This window comes from Agreia pratensis (genome assembly GCF_900177685.1).
GTDB classification, from domain to species: domain Bacteria; phylum Actinomycetota; class Actinomycetes; order Actinomycetales; family Microbacteriaceae; genus Agreia; species Agreia pratensis.
On the sequence record NZ_FXAY01000001.1, the window covers coordinates 31,233 to 49,390 of the forward strand.

The 18,158-nt window shown below is 66.7% G+C and carries 16 protein-coding genes; 6 read left to right on the forward strand and 10 right to left on the reverse strand.

Translation table 11 applies throughout. From position 1 onward, the window contains the following. Positions 1-5 precede the first annotated feature (5 nt). Entirely contained in the window at positions 6-2,354 is a 2,349-nt protein-coding gene (gene treY / locus B9Y86_RS00185; protein ID WP_085481832.1) for a malto-oligosyltrehalose synthase, read from the forward strand. Beyond that, the gene (gene treZ / locus B9Y86_RS00190; RefSeq protein WP_085481834.1) at positions 2,351-4,114 is read left to right on the forward strand and encodes a malto-oligosyltrehalose trehalohydrolase; all 1,764 of its coding nucleotides are present in this window, start codon (positions 2,351-2,353) and stop codon (positions 4,112-4,114) included. The genes treY and treZ overlap by 4 nt, the downstream gene beginning before the upstream one ends. A gap of 4 nt (positions 4,115-4,118) precedes the next feature. On the opposite strand, the gene dinB is transcribed toward treZ, so the two are convergent. After that, entirely contained in the window at positions 4,119-5,348 is a 1,230-nt protein-coding gene (gene dinB, locus B9Y86_RS00195) for a DNA polymerase IV (protein WP_085481836.1), read from the reverse strand. Then, positions 5,345-5,896 (reverse strand): DUF1697 domain-containing protein, encoded by a 552-nt coding sequence (locus B9Y86_RS00200; RefSeq protein ID WP_176223207.1) that lies wholly within the window; start codon positions 5,894-5,896, stop codon positions 5,345-5,347. The genes dinB and B9Y86_RS00200 overlap by 4 nt, the downstream gene beginning before the upstream one ends. A gap of 71 nt (positions 5,897-5,967) precedes the next feature. Between B9Y86_RS00200 and B9Y86_RS00205 the strand changes: the two genes are divergently transcribed. Next, the gene (locus B9Y86_RS00205; RefSeq protein WP_085481840.1) at positions 5,968-6,972 is read left to right on the forward strand and encodes an aldo/keto reductase family protein; all 1,005 of its coding nucleotides are present in this window, start codon (positions 5,968-5,970) and stop codon (positions 6,970-6,972) included. A gap of 6 nt (positions 6,973-6,978) precedes the next feature. Here the strand turns inward: B9Y86_RS00205 and B9Y86_RS00210 are convergent, their stop codons facing one another. The 4 genes from B9Y86_RS00210 to B9Y86_RS00225 form a co-directional block, all read right to left on the reverse strand. Continuing rightward, the gene (locus B9Y86_RS00210) at positions 6,979-7,908 is read right to left on the reverse strand and encodes an oxygenase MpaB family protein (RefSeq protein ID WP_085481842.1); all 930 of its coding nucleotides are present in this window, start codon (positions 7,906-7,908) and stop codon (positions 6,979-6,981) included. A 76-nt stretch (positions 7,909-7,984) separates the two neighbouring features. After that, entirely contained in the window at positions 7,985-9,031 is a 1,047-nt protein-coding gene (locus tag B9Y86_RS00215) for an NAD(P)/FAD-dependent oxidoreductase (RefSeq protein ID WP_085481844.1), read from the reverse strand. Then, positions 9,028-9,576, reverse strand: coding sequence for an isoprenylcysteine carboxyl methyltransferase family protein (locus tag B9Y86_RS00220; protein WP_176223208.1), 549 nt, complete (start codon positions 9,574-9,576; stop codon positions 9,028-9,030). Before B9Y86_RS00220 ends, B9Y86_RS00215 begins: the two co-directional genes overlap by 4 nt. Beyond that, the gene (locus B9Y86_RS00225; protein ID WP_085481846.1) at positions 9,573-10,652 is read right to left on the reverse strand and encodes a type III polyketide synthase; all 1,080 of its coding nucleotides are present in this window, start codon (positions 10,650-10,652) and stop codon (positions 9,573-9,575) included. The genes B9Y86_RS00220 and B9Y86_RS00225 overlap by 4 nt, the downstream gene beginning before the upstream one ends. 98 nt (positions 10,653-10,750) lie before the next feature. On the opposite strand from B9Y86_RS00225, the gene B9Y86_RS00230 reads away from it, so the two are divergent. Next, positions 10,751-12,442: a long-chain-fatty-acid--CoA ligase gene (locus B9Y86_RS00230; protein WP_085481848.1), complete on the forward strand. Its 1,692-nt coding sequence runs from the start codon at positions 10,751-10,753 to the stop codon at positions 12,440-12,442. An 8-nt stretch (positions 12,443-12,450) separates the two neighbouring features. On the opposite strand, the gene B9Y86_RS00235 is transcribed toward B9Y86_RS00230, so the two are convergent. Next, a complete protein-coding gene (locus B9Y86_RS00235) occupies positions 12,451-12,981 on the reverse strand; it encodes a GNAT family N-acetyltransferase (protein ID WP_085481850.1) in 531 nt (176 codons plus the stop codon). A 66-nt stretch (positions 12,982-13,047) separates the two neighbouring features. Between B9Y86_RS00235 and B9Y86_RS00240 the strand changes: the two genes are divergently transcribed. Both B9Y86_RS00240 and B9Y86_RS00245 read left to right on the forward strand, forming a co-directional pair. Then, positions 13,048-13,650, forward strand: coding sequence for a TIGR03086 family metal-binding protein (locus B9Y86_RS00240; protein WP_085481852.1), 603 nt, complete (start codon positions 13,048-13,050; stop codon positions 13,648-13,650). 86 nt (positions 13,651-13,736) lie between these two features. Continuing rightward, the gene (locus tag B9Y86_RS00245; protein WP_085481854.1) at positions 13,737-14,666 is read left to right on the forward strand and encodes an SDR family oxidoreductase; all 930 of its coding nucleotides are present in this window, start codon (positions 13,737-13,739) and stop codon (positions 14,664-14,666) included. A 15-nt stretch (positions 14,667-14,681) separates the two neighbouring features. Here B9Y86_RS00245 and gatB read toward each other — a convergent pair whose 3' ends face one another. From gatB to gatC, 3 genes are read right to left on the reverse strand one after another with little or no spacing between them, the layout of a single operon-like run. After that, positions 14,682-16,199: an Asp-tRNA(Asn)/Glu-tRNA(Gln) amidotransferase subunit GatB gene (gatB, locus tag B9Y86_RS00250; RefSeq protein WP_085481856.1), complete on the reverse strand. Its 1,518-nt coding sequence runs from the start codon at positions 16,197-16,199 to the stop codon at positions 14,682-14,684. Further along, positions 16,199-17,734: an Asp-tRNA(Asn)/Glu-tRNA(Gln) amidotransferase subunit GatA gene (gatA, locus tag B9Y86_RS00255; RefSeq protein ID WP_085481858.1), complete on the reverse strand. Its 1,536-nt coding sequence runs from the start codon at positions 17,732-17,734 to the stop codon at positions 16,199-16,201. The genes gatB and gatA overlap by 1 nt, the downstream gene beginning before the upstream one ends. Next, positions 17,734-18,033: an Asp-tRNA(Asn)/Glu-tRNA(Gln) amidotransferase subunit GatC gene (gene gatC / locus B9Y86_RS00260; protein WP_044442836.1), complete on the reverse strand. Its 300-nt coding sequence runs from the start codon at positions 18,031-18,033 to the stop codon at positions 17,734-17,736. The genes gatA and gatC overlap by 1 nt, the downstream gene beginning before the upstream one ends. Positions 18,034-18,158: the final 125 nt, after the last annotated feature.

The following is an 18,158-nucleotide window of genomic DNA, read 5'->3' on the forward strand; positions in this document are numbered from 1 at the left end:
GACCCATGCGCGAACCGCTCTCCACCTACCGACTCCAGATCTCGTCGTCGTTCACCCTCGACGCCGCGGCGGAGCTGATCGACTATCTCGCCGACCTCGGTGCCGACTGGGTCTACCTGTCGCCGATTCTCGAGGCAGAGCCGGGCAGCAACCACGGCTACGACGTGATCGATCACAGTCGGGTCGATCCTGAGCGCGGCGGGCCGGATGCCCTCGAGAGACTCTCCGAGGCGGCGCACTCTCGTGGGATCGGTGTGCTGGTCGACATCGTGCCCAATCACGTGGGCGTGGCGACGGCCCCGCTCAGCGTGTGGTGGTGGGAGTTGCTGACGCACGGACGCGACTCGCGCCATGCCGAGGCGTTCGACGTGGATTGGGAGTTCGGCCACGGAAAGGTGCGCCTGCCCGTGCTCGGCGACGATTCGCTCGACGCGCTCGAGCTCGCCACGGGGCCCGACGGAAAGCTCGAATTGCACTACTACGAAAACCGATTCCCGGTGGCTCCGGGCACGGCTGACGACGGCGCCGACGCGATCACCGTGCACTCGCGCCAGCACTACGAACTCATGAACTGGCGTCGCGCCGATGCCGAGCTGAACTACCGACGCTTCTTCGCCGTGACGACGCTGGCCGGAGTCAAGGTCGAGATTCCCTGGGTGTTCCAGGAGTCGCACAAGGAGATCGGACGCTGGTTCGCTGATGGGCTCGCCGACGGTCTGCGGGTCGATCATCCCGACGGACTCGCAGACCCCGAGGACTACCTTGAGCATCTCGCGGAGCTCACCGGCGGCGCCTACGTGCTCGTCGAGAAGATTCTCGAAGGTGGCGAGCGGCTGCCCGGCACCTGGAAGACGGCCGGCACGACCGGTTACGACTCGCTCGGCGACATCGACAGGGTGCTGGTGGATGCCTCGGGCGAGCCGTTCCTGAACGTCGCGCTGGGTCTCGGCGACGACGAGAGCGCCCACGACAACTGGATCGCGTTGATCCACGACACCAAACGCGCCATCGCCGACGGCATCCTGCGCTCAGAGGTTCTGCGGATTCAGCGCGATCTCGACCGCCAAGACGCGCTGACCGACTCGAGCTGGCGCGGCTCCCCGGCGATCGCGGATGCCATCGCCGAGCTGCTCACCTGCTTCCCCGTCTACCGCTCGTACCTCCCCTCGGGCGCAGAAAAGCTCGAGGAGGCGCACCGTGCCGCCCTCGCCGCTCGACCCGACCTCGCCGTAGAACTCGATATCGTCACCGCGGCGCTGTCGCATCCGAGCAACGCCGCCGCCATTCGTTTTCAGCAGACGTCGGGCATGGTCATGGCCAAAGGCGTCGAGGACACCGCGTTCTATCGCTGGAACAGGCTGGTGTCACTCAACGAGGTCGGTGGCGAGCCGGCCGAGTTCGCGATCGATGCCGCCGAATTCCACGCACGCCAGTGGCAGCGCATGGCGTCGTTCCCCCGCACCATGACGACGCTCTCGACGCACGATACGAAGCGAGGCGAAGACGTGCGCGCCCGCATCGACGTGCTGAGCGAGCTGCCGCACACCTGGCTCGAGACGCTCGCAGGGCTTCGCGAATCCGCTCCGATCGGCGACGAGACCTTCGATTCGCTGCTCTGGCAGACCGCGATCGGAGCGTGGCCGATCGAGCGCGATCGCCTGCACGCCTACGCCGAGAAAGCGTCTCGCGAAGCCGGCGCATCCACGACCTGGAACGCCCCCGACGAGCGCTTCGAAGAGGCGCTGCATGCCGCAGTCGACGCCGCGTACGACGACCCGCGCACCCACGAACTCGTGGAGTCGCTGGCCACGCGCATCCGGCCCGCGGGCTGGTCGAACTCGCTCGCCGCGAAGCTGATTCAGCTCACCATGGTGGGTGTGCCCGATGTCTACCAGGGCACCGAGCTGTGGGACAACTCCCTCGTCGACCCCGACAATCGTCGCCCCGTCGACTTCGACGAACGCCGTCGGCTGCTCGAGATCCTCGACACGGGCGAGCTCCCGACCGTCGACGAGACGGGCGCCGCAAAGCTGCTCGTCACGTCGCGCGCGCTGCGGCTTCGGCACGAGCATCCCGAGATGTTCACGGGTTACACCCCCGTCGAGGCGCACGGCGACGCGGCCAGCCATGTGATCGCCTTCGATAGGGGTGGCGCGGTCACGATCGCGACCCGCCTTCCGTGGTCACTCGCCCAGGCCGAGGGTTGGGGCTCGACCCAGATCACGATCGACCGCGACAGCATCGACGTTCTCACCGGACGCCGGGTCGAGGCAGGCCCGGTGGCCGTGTCAGAGCTGCTCGCCGACCTTCCCGTCGCTCTCCTTGCCGCCGTCCGAGAGGATCCTTCAGAATGACCGTCCGCACACGTTTCGACGTATGGGCGCCACATGCCCAGCGCATGCGCCTCGTCGTCGCCGGCAAGACCGTCGAGATGACCCGTGAAGACGGCGACTGGTGGAGCGCCGGTCCGTCGGTACCCGAGGGAGAGGCCGACTACGGCTACCTGATCGACGATGCGAACGGAAACACGGTGGGGCCTCTCCCCGATCCGCGTTCGCGGCGCCAGCCGGACGGGGTGCACGGACTCTCGCGCACGGTCGATGACGCGGCGTACGTCTGGAACGACGACGACTGGGCGGGCAGGCAGCTCGCGGGCGGATCGATCTACGAGTTGCACATCGGCACGTTCACGCCCGAGGGCACTCTCGACTCGGCGATCGATCGTCTCGATCACCTCGTATCGCTGGGCATCGACTTCGTCGAGGTCATGCCCGTGAACGCCTTCAACGGTACGCACAACTGGGGCTACGACGGTGTGCTCTGGTTCGCGGTGCAAGAGACCTACGGCGGGCCGGATGCCTACCGTCGGTTCGTCGACGCGTGTCACCTTCGCGGCCTGGCCGTCATTCAGGACGTGGTCTACAACCACCTGGGGCCCAGTGGCAACTACCTCGGGGTCTACGGTCCCTATGAGCATGAGGCCGCCGGAACGACCTGGGGCAAGGCGATCAACCTCGACGGCCACGGATCGACCGAGGTGCGCCGCTTCATTCTCGACAACGCCCGCATGTGGTTCGAGGAGTATCACGTCGATGGTCTGCGCCTCGACGCGGTGCACGCTCTGCACGACGAGAGTTCGCGTCACCTGCTGAGCGAACTCGCGGCAGAGACCGATGCCTGGTCGGCGTTCGTCGGCCGGCCGCTCAGCCTCATCGCGGAGTCCGACCTCAACGATCCGGTCATGTTCACCGCGCGCGACCAGAACGGCTACGGCCTCGCAGGCCAATGGAGCGACGACTTCCACCACGCCGTGCACGTCGCCCTCACGCGCGAGACGTCGGGCTATTACGCCGACTTCGAGCCGCTCGGCGCCTTGGCCAAGGCACTGACGTCGGGTTTCTTCCACGACGGAACCTGGTCGAGCTTCCGAGGCCGACACCACGGCAAGCGCATCGACACGGCCAACGTGCTCACGTGGCGCCTGGTCGTGGCCAATCAGAACCACGATCAGATCGGCAACAGGGCGATCGGCGATCGACTCACCGCATCGCTCGACGAAGGCCAACTCGCCATAGCGGCCGCGCTGACGCTTCTCGGCCCGTATACCCCCATGCTGTTCATGGGCGAGGAGTGGGGCGCGTCCACCCCGTTCCAGTTCTTCACCTCCCATCCCGAGCCCGAGCTGGGCAAGGCAACAGCAGAAGGCCGTATCGCCGAGTTCGAACGCATGGGCTGGGACGAGTCGGTCGTTCCGAACCCGCAAGACTCCTCGACGTTCACCAACTCGAAGCTCGACTGGTCAGAACCTGCCGACGAGACATCGGCGCACGCACGATTGCTGGCCTTCTACACGGCGCTCACAACGCTGCGCCGCACGGTGCCGGCCTTCACCGATCCGCGCTGGCCCCATCTCTCGGTGGAGTTCTCCGAGGAGGACCACTGGCTCGAACTGACGCGCGGCGACGTGCGAGTGCTGATCAACTTCTCGGGCGAGCCGATGGATGCCCCGAGTGGCCTGCGCTCGTCGAGCGACGTCCTCCTTGAGTCGAGCCCGCGTGGTGACTCGCCCGCGGTCGCCGGACACTCGGTGACGGTGTACCGCCCGCGCGCCTGATGAACTACTCCGGGGCGCCCGGGTTCTTCTTGCGCATGAGCGAAGCGGGGCCGACTGCCCCTGAGCCGAAGCGCGCCGAGAGCTTGTCGATGGTGCGCTCGGCGTCGCGCCATCCGTCTGTCTGAGATTCGGCCTCATCGACCCAGAGCGACGGCTGGTGCACCACAGAGCCCGATTCGGCGAGCTGCTCCACCCGAACGCCGATGAGACGCACCCGCTGGTCGTCTCGTAGGTCGAGCGCATCGAAGATGGCCTTGGCCTCATCGTAGATCTGCTTGCCGAGGTCGCTGGGCTCTGCGAGCGTGCGCGAGCGCGTGATGGTGGTGAAGTCGCTGAATCTGAGTTTGAGCGCGACGGTGCGGCCCTCGAGGCCTGCCCTACGCAGCCGAACGGCTACCTGATTCGCCTGCTTGAGCAGTTCTCGGTGAAGAACTCGCCGATCGGAGACGTCGAACTCGAAGGTGTTCTCGTGACCGATGCTCTTTTCTTGGCGCTCGAGAACGATGCCCCGCGGATCGATGCCGAGCGCCAGGGCGTGGAGTTTCTGACCGGATGCTTCGCCCACGGCTCGGATAAGGGCGGGCAGCGGCATCTCGGCTAGTTCTCGCACGGTCTTGATGCCGATGCGCGCCAATGCCGCTTCGGTGCTCGCACCCACACCCCACAGCGCCTTAATAGGGAGAGGGTGCAAGAAGTTCAGAATCTCGGACTCGGGAACGATCAGCATGCCGTCGGGCTTTGCCCGCTGGGACGCCATCTTGGCGACGAACTTGGTCGACGATGCGCCGACCGAGCAGGTGAGGCCGGTCTCTGCGAAGACCCGCGCACGAACCTGGGCTCCGATGGTGCTCGGACTGCCCAGCAGCCGCCGGGCACCCGATACGTCGAGAAAAGCCTCGTCGATGCTGAGCGGCTCGACCAGCGGGGTGACGTCTCGGAAGATGCGCATCACCTCGGCCGAGTAGTGCTGGTACAGCTTGTGGTGCGGCGGCAGGACGTGCGCTTTCGGCGCGAGCCTCATGGCCACTGAGACCGGCATCGCGGAGTGCACCCCGAGCTTGCGCGCCTCGTAGGTGGCGCTGGTGACTACGCCGCGACCGCCGGCGTGGCCGATGATGACCGGTTGACCGCGCAGCTCGGGGTGGTCGAGGAGCTCGACCGAGGCGAAGAAGGCGTCCATGTCGATGTGCAGCATGGTGGCGGTCGAGTCGTCTACCACCCCACTCGTCGTCATCCTTCGAGTCTAGGCAGCACCAGTGACACGAGCTTGTTCGCCGTATTCGCGTTGCGCACTGTCGCCGCCGGCCCGAACTGCTTCCAGAACGCGGCCGGGATAGCCGACTTCGAGACACCGTGTGGGCACCAGGCATACACGGCCCGGGACCCCACTCTGACGATCTCGGGAAGCAGCGCCGTGGCATCCGGAACCGTGACGCCCGACGAGGCCGGGCCGGGAAGGAACGCGATCACCAGCCGCGACAGATTGTCGGACTCGCCGACGAGAGGATTCTCTTCGACCACGTTCACGAACTCGCGCCCCTCGATCACGACGAATGGAGCGGAGACCCCGGTGGTGTCGGAGAAACGGCTCTCCAGAGCTGCGATATCGCGAGGCGAGAGCTTCGCGTCGGACTCGAAGACGGCGTTACCGCTGCGCAGATGAGTCTTCACGTCGGTGAAGCCGCTCTCCTCGAGCACACGCTGAAAGTCGGGCATCGCCACGAGAGTGCTCGTTCCCACGTTGATGCCTCGCACCAGCGCCACATAGGTCGTCACCGTCATCTGTCCTGTCGTCCGGAGGGCTCCCACGCTACCCCCAGCCGGCATCCAGCACGAGGAGTACCGTTGACACCATGGAATTCAGGTACCTCGGCAAGTCCGGGCTCAAAGTCTCGGAAATCACGTACGGCAATTGGCTCACCCACGGATCGCAGGTCGAGAACGACATCGCTGCACAGTGTGTGGAGGCGGCATTGACCGCCGGCATCACGACCTTCGACACCGCAGACGCCTACGCGAACACGGCGGCGGAAAAGGTTCTTGGCAAGGCGCTGAAGCACCAGCGCCGCGAATCACTCGAGATCTTCACCAAGGTCTACTGGCCCACCGGCCCTAAAGGCCCGAACGATGTCGGACTCTCGCGCAAGCACATCATGGAGTCGATCGACGGATCGCTGCGCCGACTGAAGACCGACTACGTCGATCTCTACCAGGCTCACCGCTACGACGTCGAGACCCCGCTCGAGGAGACGATGCAGGCGTTCGCCGACATCGTGCGCCAGGGAAAAGCGCTCTACATCGGCGTGAGCGAGTGGAACGCGGAGCAGATTCGCGCGGGCCACGCACTGTCGAAGGAGCTCGGCTTCCAGCTCATCTCGAACCAGCCGCAGTACTCGATGCTGTGGCGCGTCATCGAAGACCAGGTCGTGCCGACCTCGGCCGAGCTGGGTCTGTCGCAGATCGTGTGGTCTCCTGTCGCACAGGGCGTGCTCACCGGCAAGTACAAGCCGGGCGCTGAGCTTCCGCCGGGAAGCCGCGCCACCGACGAGAAGGGCGGTGCCGACATGGTCAAGCGCTTCCTGAACGACGAGGTGCTGACCCGGGTGCAGCTGCTTCAGCCGATCGCCCACGACCTCGGCCTCACCATGGCTCAGCTCGCCATCGCGTGGGTTCTGCAGAACCCGAACGTCGCCTCGGCTCTGATGGGCGCCTCGCGACCCGAGCAGGTGGAGTCGAACGTCAAGGCCGCCGGGGTGACTCTCGACGAGGGCATCCTCGCCCGCATCGACGAGGCGCTGGGTTCAGTCGTCGTGCGCGACGCCAAGCACACCGTCTCTCCCGAGACACGTCCCGTCTGATCGACGTCATCGCGGGGCGATGGCCGGCCCGTCGATGCCTAGCCGGGCGAGCCTGCGGCGTGCCGCAAGCTCGCTCGGCGGATCTTTCTCGAGCGTTCCCGCGATGAGCCGAAGGGTCAGTCGCGTGAACGCCGTCACGGGCAACCGGATGGGCCCGAGCGACGGGATGCGCAGCCGCAACATGCCGCGATAAGGCTCGGGGATGGATGCGACGGCTCCCGCGAAGAGAAGGGCGTAGCCCGGCATCAGTGACCGGCCCAGCGGCGGTCGGCGAATGAACGACACCGCGTCGGCCACGCGGTCGTTGTAGACGAGCTGTCCTCGATCGAGATACTCGCGCAACTGCGCCGAGAGTTCCGTCTCGGATCGCGGAGGATTCGGCACGCCCATCAGCTCACCGGCCTTCGCCCACTCGCGGACATAGGCGTCGGGGCCACCCGGTATCGGCTTTCCATAGAGTTTGGCCGTCGCGAGAAACGAATCCGTGAACGCGAGGTGCACCCAGCTGAGCAGCTCGGGGTCGTTCGCCGCGTAGGGGCGCTCGACGCCGCGCGCGTCGAGGTAGCTGCCCACGACACGCTCGTGCATCGCCAAAACCCAGTTCGATGTACCGATCGCCGTGCGGGTGTCGCCGTAGCTCACCGTGAAGATCCAGCGGATCGTGCCCGCCAATCGTCCGAGCGGATCCTCCTTGTAGCGGGAGTGATCGTGCACTCCGGCCATTGCTCCGGGATGCAACGCCTGGATGAGCAGCGCGCGGACGCCCGCCACGATGGTCGACATTCCCCCGTGCACGCTCCACGTCGCGGAGCCCGGCGCGAAGAACCCGCCGTCGGCGCCCTCATCGAGCCGCACCGACCATTCCGGCGGTTCGCTGCTGGAGCCGCTCAGAACGAGGCGGATGCGATCGCGCAGGCCGGCAGGTACGAGGTTCACTCCCCCAGTCTGCGCGCGACAGCCTGTGGCTCGCCCGGCATTGACGACAGGCCTCGGTGCGCCTACGCCTCGTCGCCTACCGGGCGAGGCGCTCCACCGCTGCGCCGAAGAGCGACGGCATCGCCCGCGCCGCCGGTACGATGAGCGGTCGGAGCGGAGACTGCGCCGCGGCGAGCAGGCCCGAGGTGATCACGCGAAAATCCCGGCTGACCCGAGACCAGTCCCGATCGTAGGCCGCAGCCTGCCGCACGCCTCTGCCGCCGATCGCCTCGACGGCGGCACGAGCGTGAGCGAGCCCGACCCGGATGCCTTCCCCTGTCAGCGCGTCGACGTAGCCCGAGGCATCTCCAAGGAGCAGCACTCGGCCTGCGCTGCGGGCCGAGCTGCGTTGCCGCAGAGGTCCGGCACCGCGCAGCCCCTCTACGGCATCGGCTTGTCGAAGCCGCGCGCGCAGCTCAGGAACGCGCGTCAGCACCTCGTCGAAATCAGTGCGCGGCGGACCGAGAACAGCGACGCCGACGAGGCCCCCGTCCAGAGGCGTGACATAGGCCTCGGCATCCGCAGCCCAGTGCACCTCGACCAGGTCGGTCCACGGCGCGATCACATAGTGCTTGCGCAGACCGAAGCGGCGGCGATCGACGCGTGCGATCGGCGGCCGCTCGAGCCCCACCAGTCTTCTCACCGTCGAATGCAACCCGTCGCACGCGAAGAGCCACGACGCACGCACGTCGCCGACCGTCACGCCGTCGGGATGCTGCACCACGTCGGAGACTCGGGCATCCACCCGCTGAACACCCAGCTGGTCGGCGCGCGCCGCGAGAGCATCGTGCAGCGCCGTGCGTCGCACACCGAGGCCCGATCCTCCAGCGAAGCGGTGCTCGGCGGATCGGGTGGCATCCGTGTAGCGGAACCCCGCGATCGGAGCGCCCGGTGGATGAACGCCGAGTCGCGCGAGGGCGTCGACGGCTCCCGGCATCAGCCCTTCTCCGCAGGCCTTGTCGATGGGAAAGGACCGCGGCTCTATGACGACGACCGACCATCCGGCGAGCCGAGCCTCGATCGCTGCGGCAAGACCGATGGGCCCCGCCCCCACGACGGCGACATCGACATCGACCGCGGTCATCGCGGCGCGACGGGATTCTCGCCGAGAGCCGCCTCGAGCGCACGCTCCTCGACCGGGATGCGGAACCGGAACAGCAGCACCGCGTTGAGCACCGTGAAGGCGACGGCGGTCACCCAGTTCGTATGCACAAGGGGCAGGGCGATGCCCTCGGCGATCACGACGATGTAGTTGGGATGGCGGAGCCACCGGTACGGTCCGCTCAACACGAGCGGCAGACCGGGAACCACGATCACCCGGGTGTTCCAGCGACGACCCAACGAAGCGATGCACCACCAGCGCAGAGCCTGACTCGCCAGCGCGATCACCAGCATGGGCCAGCCCAGCCACGGGATGAACGGCCTGTCTGCGAGGAGCGTTTCGACAAGACAGGCCAGCAGCAAACCCGTGTGCAGGGCGACCATCGGTCCGAAGTGGCGTCGGCCGAACTCCATGCCGCCGCGCGCGAATGCCCACGCCGCGTTGCGCGTGGAGACGACCAGCTCGACGACGCGCTCGCCACCGGTGAGCAGGATGAGAATCACGTAGAGCAGCACCGACAGCGTCATTCAGGATCTCCAGACCATCGAAGCAGAACGAGTTCGGCAGAGACTCCCGGGCCGAGCGCGAAGAGGGCGCACAGTTCGCCCCCGCTCGGCGGGGCGTCTCGGATGCTGTCGGCCAGCACATGCAGCACCGAGGCCGACGATAGATTGCCGACCCGAGCCAACGAACGCCAGCTGGCGTCGAGAGACCCCGGCGGCAGATTCAGAGCGTCGCTGAACGCGTCGAGCACGCGCGGGCCACCCGGATGCGCGATCCAGCGTGCGATATCGCCCACCGTCGACCCGTGGTCGGCGAGGAACCGGGTCATGTCCGATCCGAAGTGCTCGTCGACCACATCGGCGACACCGGCGGTCAGCACGATCCTGAACCCCGTCTCTCCGGGGTTGAAGCCGAGCACATGACGAGTGTCGGGGTACAGGGCGCTGCGCGCGGCGACGACGTCGAATCCGTGATCTGCTCGGTCGGCCGCGCGCTCCGCCCCCACCATGACGACGGCTGCCGCGCCGTCGCCGAAGAGTCCCGAGGCGACCAGATTTGCCGTCGAGTCGTCGCCACGCTGCACGGTAAGAGAACACAGCTCGACCGAGACCAGAACCGCCACGCCACTCGGATGGCCGAGAAGATAATCGTCGAGCCGGGCGATACCGGCCGCTCCCGCTACGCATCCGAGCCCGAACATCGGCACCCGCTTCACGTCGGGCCTGAGACCGAGCCGCGGAACGAGAAGAGCGTCGATCGAGGGAGCCGAGACGCCGGTGACCGAGGTGAAGAGAACGAAGTCGACCTCGTCGGCGGCGATTCCTGCTTGCACCAGAGCCGCTGCGAGAGCCTCTTCGGCGAGATCGGTCGCAGCCTCGATGAAGATGCCGTTCGTGGTCGTGAAGCTCTGACCGTCGAGGTAGCGCTCGATGGGCTGCACCAGATGACGTCGCTCGACCCGGCTTCCCTCGTGCATACGCCGCAGAAGAGCCTGCTTCGAGGCATCCTGGGTGATCATCGGGGCGATGGTCGCAGTGATCTCGGTCTGGGCATACGAATTCGGGGGAAGTGCGGCGGATACCCCGACGATTCTCGACACGATCGCACGCTAGCACGGCGGGAGCACCGCCATCGATGCCCATCGAATGTCGATTCGGCTACGCCATAATGGCTCCACGACGACGCGAAGGGCACCGAATGACCATCGAGACCGACCGGCCCTGGATTTCTCAGTATGCAGATGGCGTACCTGCGACGATCGAGCTGCCGAGCGGCTCGCTCGTCGACATGTTCGACGACTCCGTGCGTGCGTTCAGGTCGAATGTCGCCCTCGACTTCTTCGGCTCGACGACGACATATGCAGAACTGGGCATGCTCGTCGCACGCGCGGCGGAGGGGCTGCGGCGCGCGGGGGTCGGACACGGCGATCGGGTCGCTCTCGTGCTGCCGAACTGTCCGCAGCACGTCATCGCGTTCTACGCAGTGCTTCGGCTGGGCGCGATCGTCGTGGAACACAATCCGCTCTACACCGACCGCGAGATGCGGCACCAGTTCGAAGATCACGGCGCGAAGGTCGCGATCGTGTGGGACAAGGTGGGCGAGCGCATCCATGCGATGCCTGCCGATGTGGCGTTCGACACCGTCATCGCGGTCGATGTGACGCGCGCCATGCCGCTCTCCAAGCGACTCGCGCTGCGCCTGCCTGTGCCGAAAGCGCGGGAGGCGCGTAAGGCGCTCACCGCCGACTCAAAGCACAGCACACCGTGGGAGAAGCTCGTAAACCACCGGCCGATCCGGCGTTCCGTGCCTCGACCATCGGTCGACGATCTCGCCGTGATCCAGTACACCAGTGGAACGACCGGAACTCCGAAAGGCGCGAAACTCACGCACCTCAACCTGTATGCCAACGCCTTGCAGGGCCGGGCGTGGGTGCCCGGCATGGTGGCGGGCAAAGAGGTCATCTACGCGGTGCTGCCCATGTTCCACGCATACGGGCTCACACTCTGCCTCACCTTCGCCATGAACAGCGGCGCACGACTCGTGTTGCTGCCCAAGTTCGATGTCGACCTCGTTCTCGATGCGGCCAAGTCGCATCCGCCCACTTTCCTTCCCGCGGTGCCGCCGATCTACGAGCGGCTCGCACGGGGTGCCGAGAAGCGCAAAGTCGATCTCACAGGCATCCGGTTCGCGATCTCGGGGGCCATGAATCTGCCCGTCTCCACGGTCGAATTGTGGGAGAAGGCGACGGGCGGGTACCTGGTCGAGGGCTACGGCCTCACCGAGACCTCCCCCGTGGCGCTCGGCAACCCCATCGGTCCGAGCCGCAGGCCGGGCACCGTCGGCGTTCCTTTTCCCAGCACGGAGATCCGCGTGGTCGACCCCGACGACACCTCCGTCGACCGTGCTGCGGGCGACGAGGGCGAACTGCTGATCCGAGGACCCCAGGTGTTCCAGGGCTATTGGCAGAAGCCCGACGAGACCGATGCGGTGCTGCTCGAGGGCGGCTGGTTTCGCACCGGTGACATCTGCACGCGGGATGCCGATGGCTTCGTCACGATCGTCGACCGGATCAAAGAGCTCATCATCACGGGCGGCTTCAATGTCGCCCCTTCGGAGGTCGAAGACGCGCTCAGGCAGCACCCCGGAGTGGCGGACGTGGCTGTCGTCGGTATGCCCAGCGGGGGTGGCGGAGAGGACGTCGTGGCCGCGGTGGTGCTGTCCTCCAAAGCCGACTTCGACGAGAAGGAGTTCCGCGACTGGTGCCGCAACCAGCTCACCGCCTACAAGGTGCCGAAGAGGATCGTGGTCATCGACGAGCTTCCCACGTCGCTGATCGGCAAGGTTCTGCGCCGGGCGGTCAGAGAGCAGCTGCTGGCCGATCGGGCCTGACCGAGAGCTTAGGAGGCCTCGGGCAGAGATGATGCGAGGACGACGGGTGCAGACAGCAGGGCCACCTTCACCGCTCCGCCCTTGGTGAACTGCTCCCCCAATTGCACGAAACCGAGTCGGTCGTGGAATGCGAGAGATCCAGGGTTCGGCGGGTCGAGGTTCACCTCGCACGTCACCTCGGTGAGGCCGGCGAGCTCGGCTTCGGCGAAGACCCGCTCGTAGAGGATCTGCCCGAGCCCGCGTCCGCGCATGCCCTGGTGCACCACGATGCGGTCGACGTAGAGAAAGTCGCCGCCGCGTTCTTCGAACCAGCGATAGTTCTCGCTGTCGTAATCGTTGCCGGCCGTGAGTGTGATGACGAGTCCCAGAGGCTCTCGCGGTGACTCGTCGTCGACGACCATGACGGCCGAGTGGGCCATCGACACGAGATCGAGCAGCTCTGCCTCGTCGAGCAGATTGACCGCAGGGATCGCCCCGTTGTTCATCGCCAGAAGCGGAGTCAGATCGGTGGCGTCGATATCTCTGGTCGTCAAGGTCACCCCGAGAGCCTATCCGCACCGGCTCGGCGGAATGCGCACCGCCATGATGGACTTATACCCAGAACTATGACGAGCACTGCCGACAGGAGCCCCATCGTGACCATCGACTGGCTGACACTGCAGAACACTGCGCACGCCGAGTTCGCCGCTCGACTCTCGGCGGTGAGCGACTGGAATGCGCCCACGCCCGACAGCGACTGGAACACGCGCCAGCTCGTCACCCATGTCATCGAGGAGCAGCAGTGGGTGCCGCTGCTGCTCGAAGGGCGCAGCCTGCGACAGGCGCGATCGCTCAAGCGACCGTTGTCGAGCGACCTCGCTGCCGAATGGGACAGGTATTCGAAGGCGGCCACCGACGCCTGGCAGTCGGCGGCACCGGATGCGCAGGTGCAGCTCTCGTACGACACCGTGACGGTCACCGAGTACCTGCGCGAGCAGGTCTCCGATGTCACGATCCACACCTGGGATCTGGCGCGTGCGACCCGCTCGGCGGAGACCATCGACGAAGAGCTGATCGCCGCTGTCTGGACCGTCTTCGAACCGCAGAAAGAGACGCTCGAGGCGTCAGGTCTCTTCAGCTCCCCGGTTCCCGTTCCCGAGCACGCATCGCTGCAGTCGAAGCTGCTCGCTCTGACGGGACGCGACGACAGGCTTCCGCTCTCCGCGTAGCCGCAGAAGTATGCACGTTCATGAATGCGCAATAACCTGTGATCTAGGCGGCGAACCCGAGAACCCGCCGCGCACCGAGGAGCCTCATGTCGACCGCAGCAGCGCTGTCCATTCCCGATCAGCACGGCAAACGTGTGATCATCACCGGCGCCAACAGCGGTCTCGGACTCGAGGCAGCACGCCGCATGGCGGCAGCCGGTGCTCACGTGGTGATGGCTGCGCGAACGGCAGAGAAGAACACTGACGCCGCCGAGACGATTCAGAAGGCTGTTCCGAACGCCTCGCTCCAACTCGAGAGCCTCGACCTCGCCTCGCTGGCGAGTGTGGAGGCGTTCGCCGACCGGATGATCGCCGAAAAAGCGCCCACCGACATCCTGATCAACAACGCGGGAGTCATGGCGGTGCCCACGAGGCACACGACAGATGATGGTTTCGAGCTGCAGTTCGGCACGAACCATCTCGGTCACTTCGCCCTCACCGCACGTCTGCTCCCGACGCTGACAGCCGCTGAGGCGCCCCGCGTCGTCACCCTGTCGAGCGTGATGCACTGGATCGGTCGGATACGATTCGGCGACCTCAACGCCGAGAAGAAGTACAACGCGTGGCTCGCCTACGGCCAGTCGAAGCTGGCGAACCTGCTCTTCGCCCACGAGTTGCAGCGCCGCAGCGACGCAGCCGGATGGGGTCTGCTGAGCGCCGCGGCGCATCCGGGTTCGAGCCGCACGAATCTGCAGAGCGCGGGCCCTCAGCTGGGTCGCGACAAGCCGGCCAACGCGTTCATCGAGCGCTTCATGCAGTCACCCGGGCTGTCGCAGAGTGCCGAGCAGGGCGCGGAGCCCGAGCTGTTCGCCGCGACCTGGGCGAGCGTCTCAGGCGGCGACTACGTAGGGCCGACCGGGGCATTCGGTCTCACGGGCCCTCCCGGCCGCGCGAAGCAGAGCCGACGAGCCCTTGATCAGAGGGTGGCCATGCGACTGTGGACCGCGTCAGAAGACCTGACGGGCATCGACTTCTAGCCCGTAGGCGCCCCGCTACTCCGGAAGAGCGGTCGCCCGCTCCAACACGAGTTCGCGCACGCGGGCGGCGTCGGCCTGACCCTTCATCGCCTTCATGACCGCCCCGATCACGGCGCCGGCGGCCTGCACCTTGCCGTCGCGGATCTTGGCCAGCACGTCGGGCTGGCTCTGCAGGGCTTCGTCGATGGCGGCGATCAGCGCCCCGTCGTCTGACACGACGGCGAGGCCACGTGCATCCACGACCTGCTGCGGGGTGCCCTCGCCGGCGATGACGCCCTCGAGAACCTGCCGTGCGAGGCGGTCGGTGAGCGTGCCGTCGTCGACGAGCGCCACGAGCTGAGCGACCTGAAGCGGTGTGACGAGCGTCGTCGCGTCGACACCCTGCGCGTTGGCCGTCCGGGCGATCTCGCCGGTCCACCACTTGCGCGCAGCTGCGGGCGAGGCACCGGCCGCCACGGTGTCGATAACTTCGTTGACCAGGCCGGAGTTGGTCAGGTCTTGGAACTCGAGGTCGGTGAAGTTCCACTCGGCCTTGAGACGGCGGCGACGGATCGCGGGAGCCTCGGGCAGAGCGGCACGCAGTTCCTCGATGAGCTCGTCCGAGGGAACGACGGGCAGCAGATCGGGCTCGGGGAAGTAGCGGTAGTCATCGGCGTCGGACTTGGGGCGGCCCGCGGAGGTCTCCCCCGTGTCTTCGTGCCAGTGCCGGGTCTCCTGCGTGATGGTTCCGCCCTCGTCGAGGATGGCGGCCTGGCGCTGGATCTCGTAGCGGATCGCGCGCTCGACGCTGCGCAGCGAGTTGACGTTCTTCGTCTCGGTGCGGGTTCCGAGCGGCGCGGGGGGCTCGCCCTCGGGTGTGCGGCGGCGCAGCGAGATGTTCGCGTCGCAGCGCAGGTTTCCGCGCTCCATGCGCGCCTCAGAGATGCCGAGACCGACGACGATGTCGCGGATCGTCGACACATAGGCCTTGGCCAGCTCGGGGGCGTCGGCTTCGGCGCCGTAGATGATGTCTGTGACGATCTCGACGAGCGGCACACCGGCGCGGTTGTAGTCGACAAGCGAGTATTCGGCGCCCTGGATGCGACCGGTCGCGCCGCCCACGTGGGTGAGCTTTCCGGCGTCTTCTTCCATGTGTGCGCGCTCGATCGGCACGGTGAACATGCGGCCGTTCGGGAGCTCGACCTCGACCGAGCCCGCGAAGGCGATGGGCTCGTCGCTCTGCGAGATCTGGTAGTTCTTGGCCAGGTCAGGGTAGAAGTAGTTCTTTCGAGCGAATCGACTCGTGGGCGCGATGGAGCAGCCGAGGGCCAGACCCAGGCTGATGGCGTAGCGCACCGCCTGGCCGTTGACCACGGGGAGCGAACCCGGCAGGCCGAGGTCGACCGGTGTGATGTTGGTGTTGGGCTCGCCGCCGAAGTAGTTCGGGGCGTCTGAGAACATCTTCGTCTTGGTGCTGAGTTCGATGTGCACCTCGAAGCCGAGAACCGGCTCGAAGAGTTCGAGCGCGCGGTCGTAGTCCATCAATTTCGCCATCAGACGGCTCCCTCATCGGTCGCGTTCATTTCACTGGAGGACAGGTCCGGTGCCTGGCTCAGAAGCGTGTGACCCCACTTCTCTTCGAGCAGTGCCTCGAGCGCCGCAGCGACGCCGTAGAGTCGGGCGTCTTCGCGCGCCGGCGCCAAGAACTGGATGCCGACAGGCAGTCCGTCTTCCGCGGCCAGGCCGGCGGGCACCGAGATTCCGGGGATACCGGCGAGGTTCGCGGGGATGGTCGCGATGTCGTTCAGATACATCGACAGCGGGTCGCCGGTCTTCTCGCCGAGTTTGAACGCCGTGGTGGGCGCCGTAGGCGATACGAGCACGTCGGCGTTGGCGAAGGCTGCGGCGAAGTCGCGCTGCACCAGCGTGCGCACCTTCTGGGCGCTGCCGTAGTAGGCGTCGTAGTAGCCAGCCGAGAGGGCGTACGTGCCGAGAATGATGCGACGCTTCGTCTCTGCTCCGAAGCCCTGTTCACGGGTGGCGCTCATCACGTCTTCGACCGTTCCGCCGCCCTTCGGATTGACCCGCAGGCCGAAGCGCACGGAGTCGAACTTGGCGAGGTTGCTGGAGGCCTCGGCGGGCATGATCAGGTAGTACGCGGCGATCGCGTGCTCGACGCTGGGAAGCTCGACCTCGGTGATGATCGCGCCCGCGCCCTCGAGAAGAGCCAGCGCTTCGCGGAAGCGCTCCATGACACCGGGCTGGAAACCATCGCCCTGGAGCTCTTTGATGACGCCGATGCGCAGACCCGCAACGTCGGCATTGCGCACGGCCTCGGCGAACGAGGGCCACACGTCGGTGAGTGACGTGGAGTCGCGCGGGTCGTGGCCGCCGATCACATCGTGCAGCAGGGCCGAGTCGAGAACAGTGCGCGAGACCGGGCCGATCTGGTCGAGGCTGGAGGCGAGCGCGATGGCTCCGTAGCGGCTGACCCCGCCGTAAGTGGGCTTGAGGCCGACCGTGCCCGTGACATGCGCGGGCTGGCGGATGGAGCCGCCCGTGTCGCTGCCCAGGGCGAAGGGCGCTTCGAAGGCGGCGACCGCGGCCGCGGAGCCACCGCCGGAGCCTCCGGGGATGCGCTCGAGATCCCATGGGTTGTGCGTGGGGCCGTAGGCGGAGTGCTCGGTCGACGATCCCATCGCGAACTCGTCCATGTTGGTCTTGCCAAGCGAGACGAGGCCGGCGGCCCGCAGCTTGGTCATGACCGTGGCGTCGTAGGGCGGAACCCAGCCCTCGAGGATCTTGGAGCCGCTGGTGGTGGGCATGCCCTTGGTGACGATGACGTCTTTGATGGCGATGGGCACGCCGGCCAGCGGGTGCAGCTGCTCGCCCGCTGCGCGGCGACGGTCGATGTCGGCGGCCTCCGCGAGGGCGCTGTCGGATGCGACGTGCAGGAACGCATGCACCGCGCCCTCGACCGCGGCGATGCGGTCGAGATGAGCCTGGGTGGCCTCGACCGAGGAGATGTCGCCGGCGGCGAGCTTGGTGGCGAGGGCGTCGGCTGTGAGCCTGGTGAGATCGTTCGTCATTACTGCTCCTCCCCCAGGATCGCGGTGACGCGGAAACGCGAGCCGTCGTGGTCGGGTGCCCCTGCCAGCGCCTCTTCGGCGGTGAGAGTCTGCCCCACGACGTCGTCGCGGAAGACGTTCTGCAGCGGAATCGGGTGGCTCGTCGCCGGCACGTCGGGAGTCGCGACCTCGGTGACCGTGGCCACGTGGTCCATGATCGACCCGAGTTCGCTGGTGAGCGACACGATCTCTTCGGGCGTCAACGCGATGCGGGCGAGGTTGGCGAGGTGAGTGACCTGCTCCTGCGTGATTTCGGACATGCTGCTCCGTGTCTTCATTCGGGGGGAGTTCGGACGAACCCACCGATTCTACCGGAGGAGGTCGCGGTGATCTCGATACGTCGGCTCGCTGAGCGAGCCGACTACTCGATCAGCGCAGCACTGCC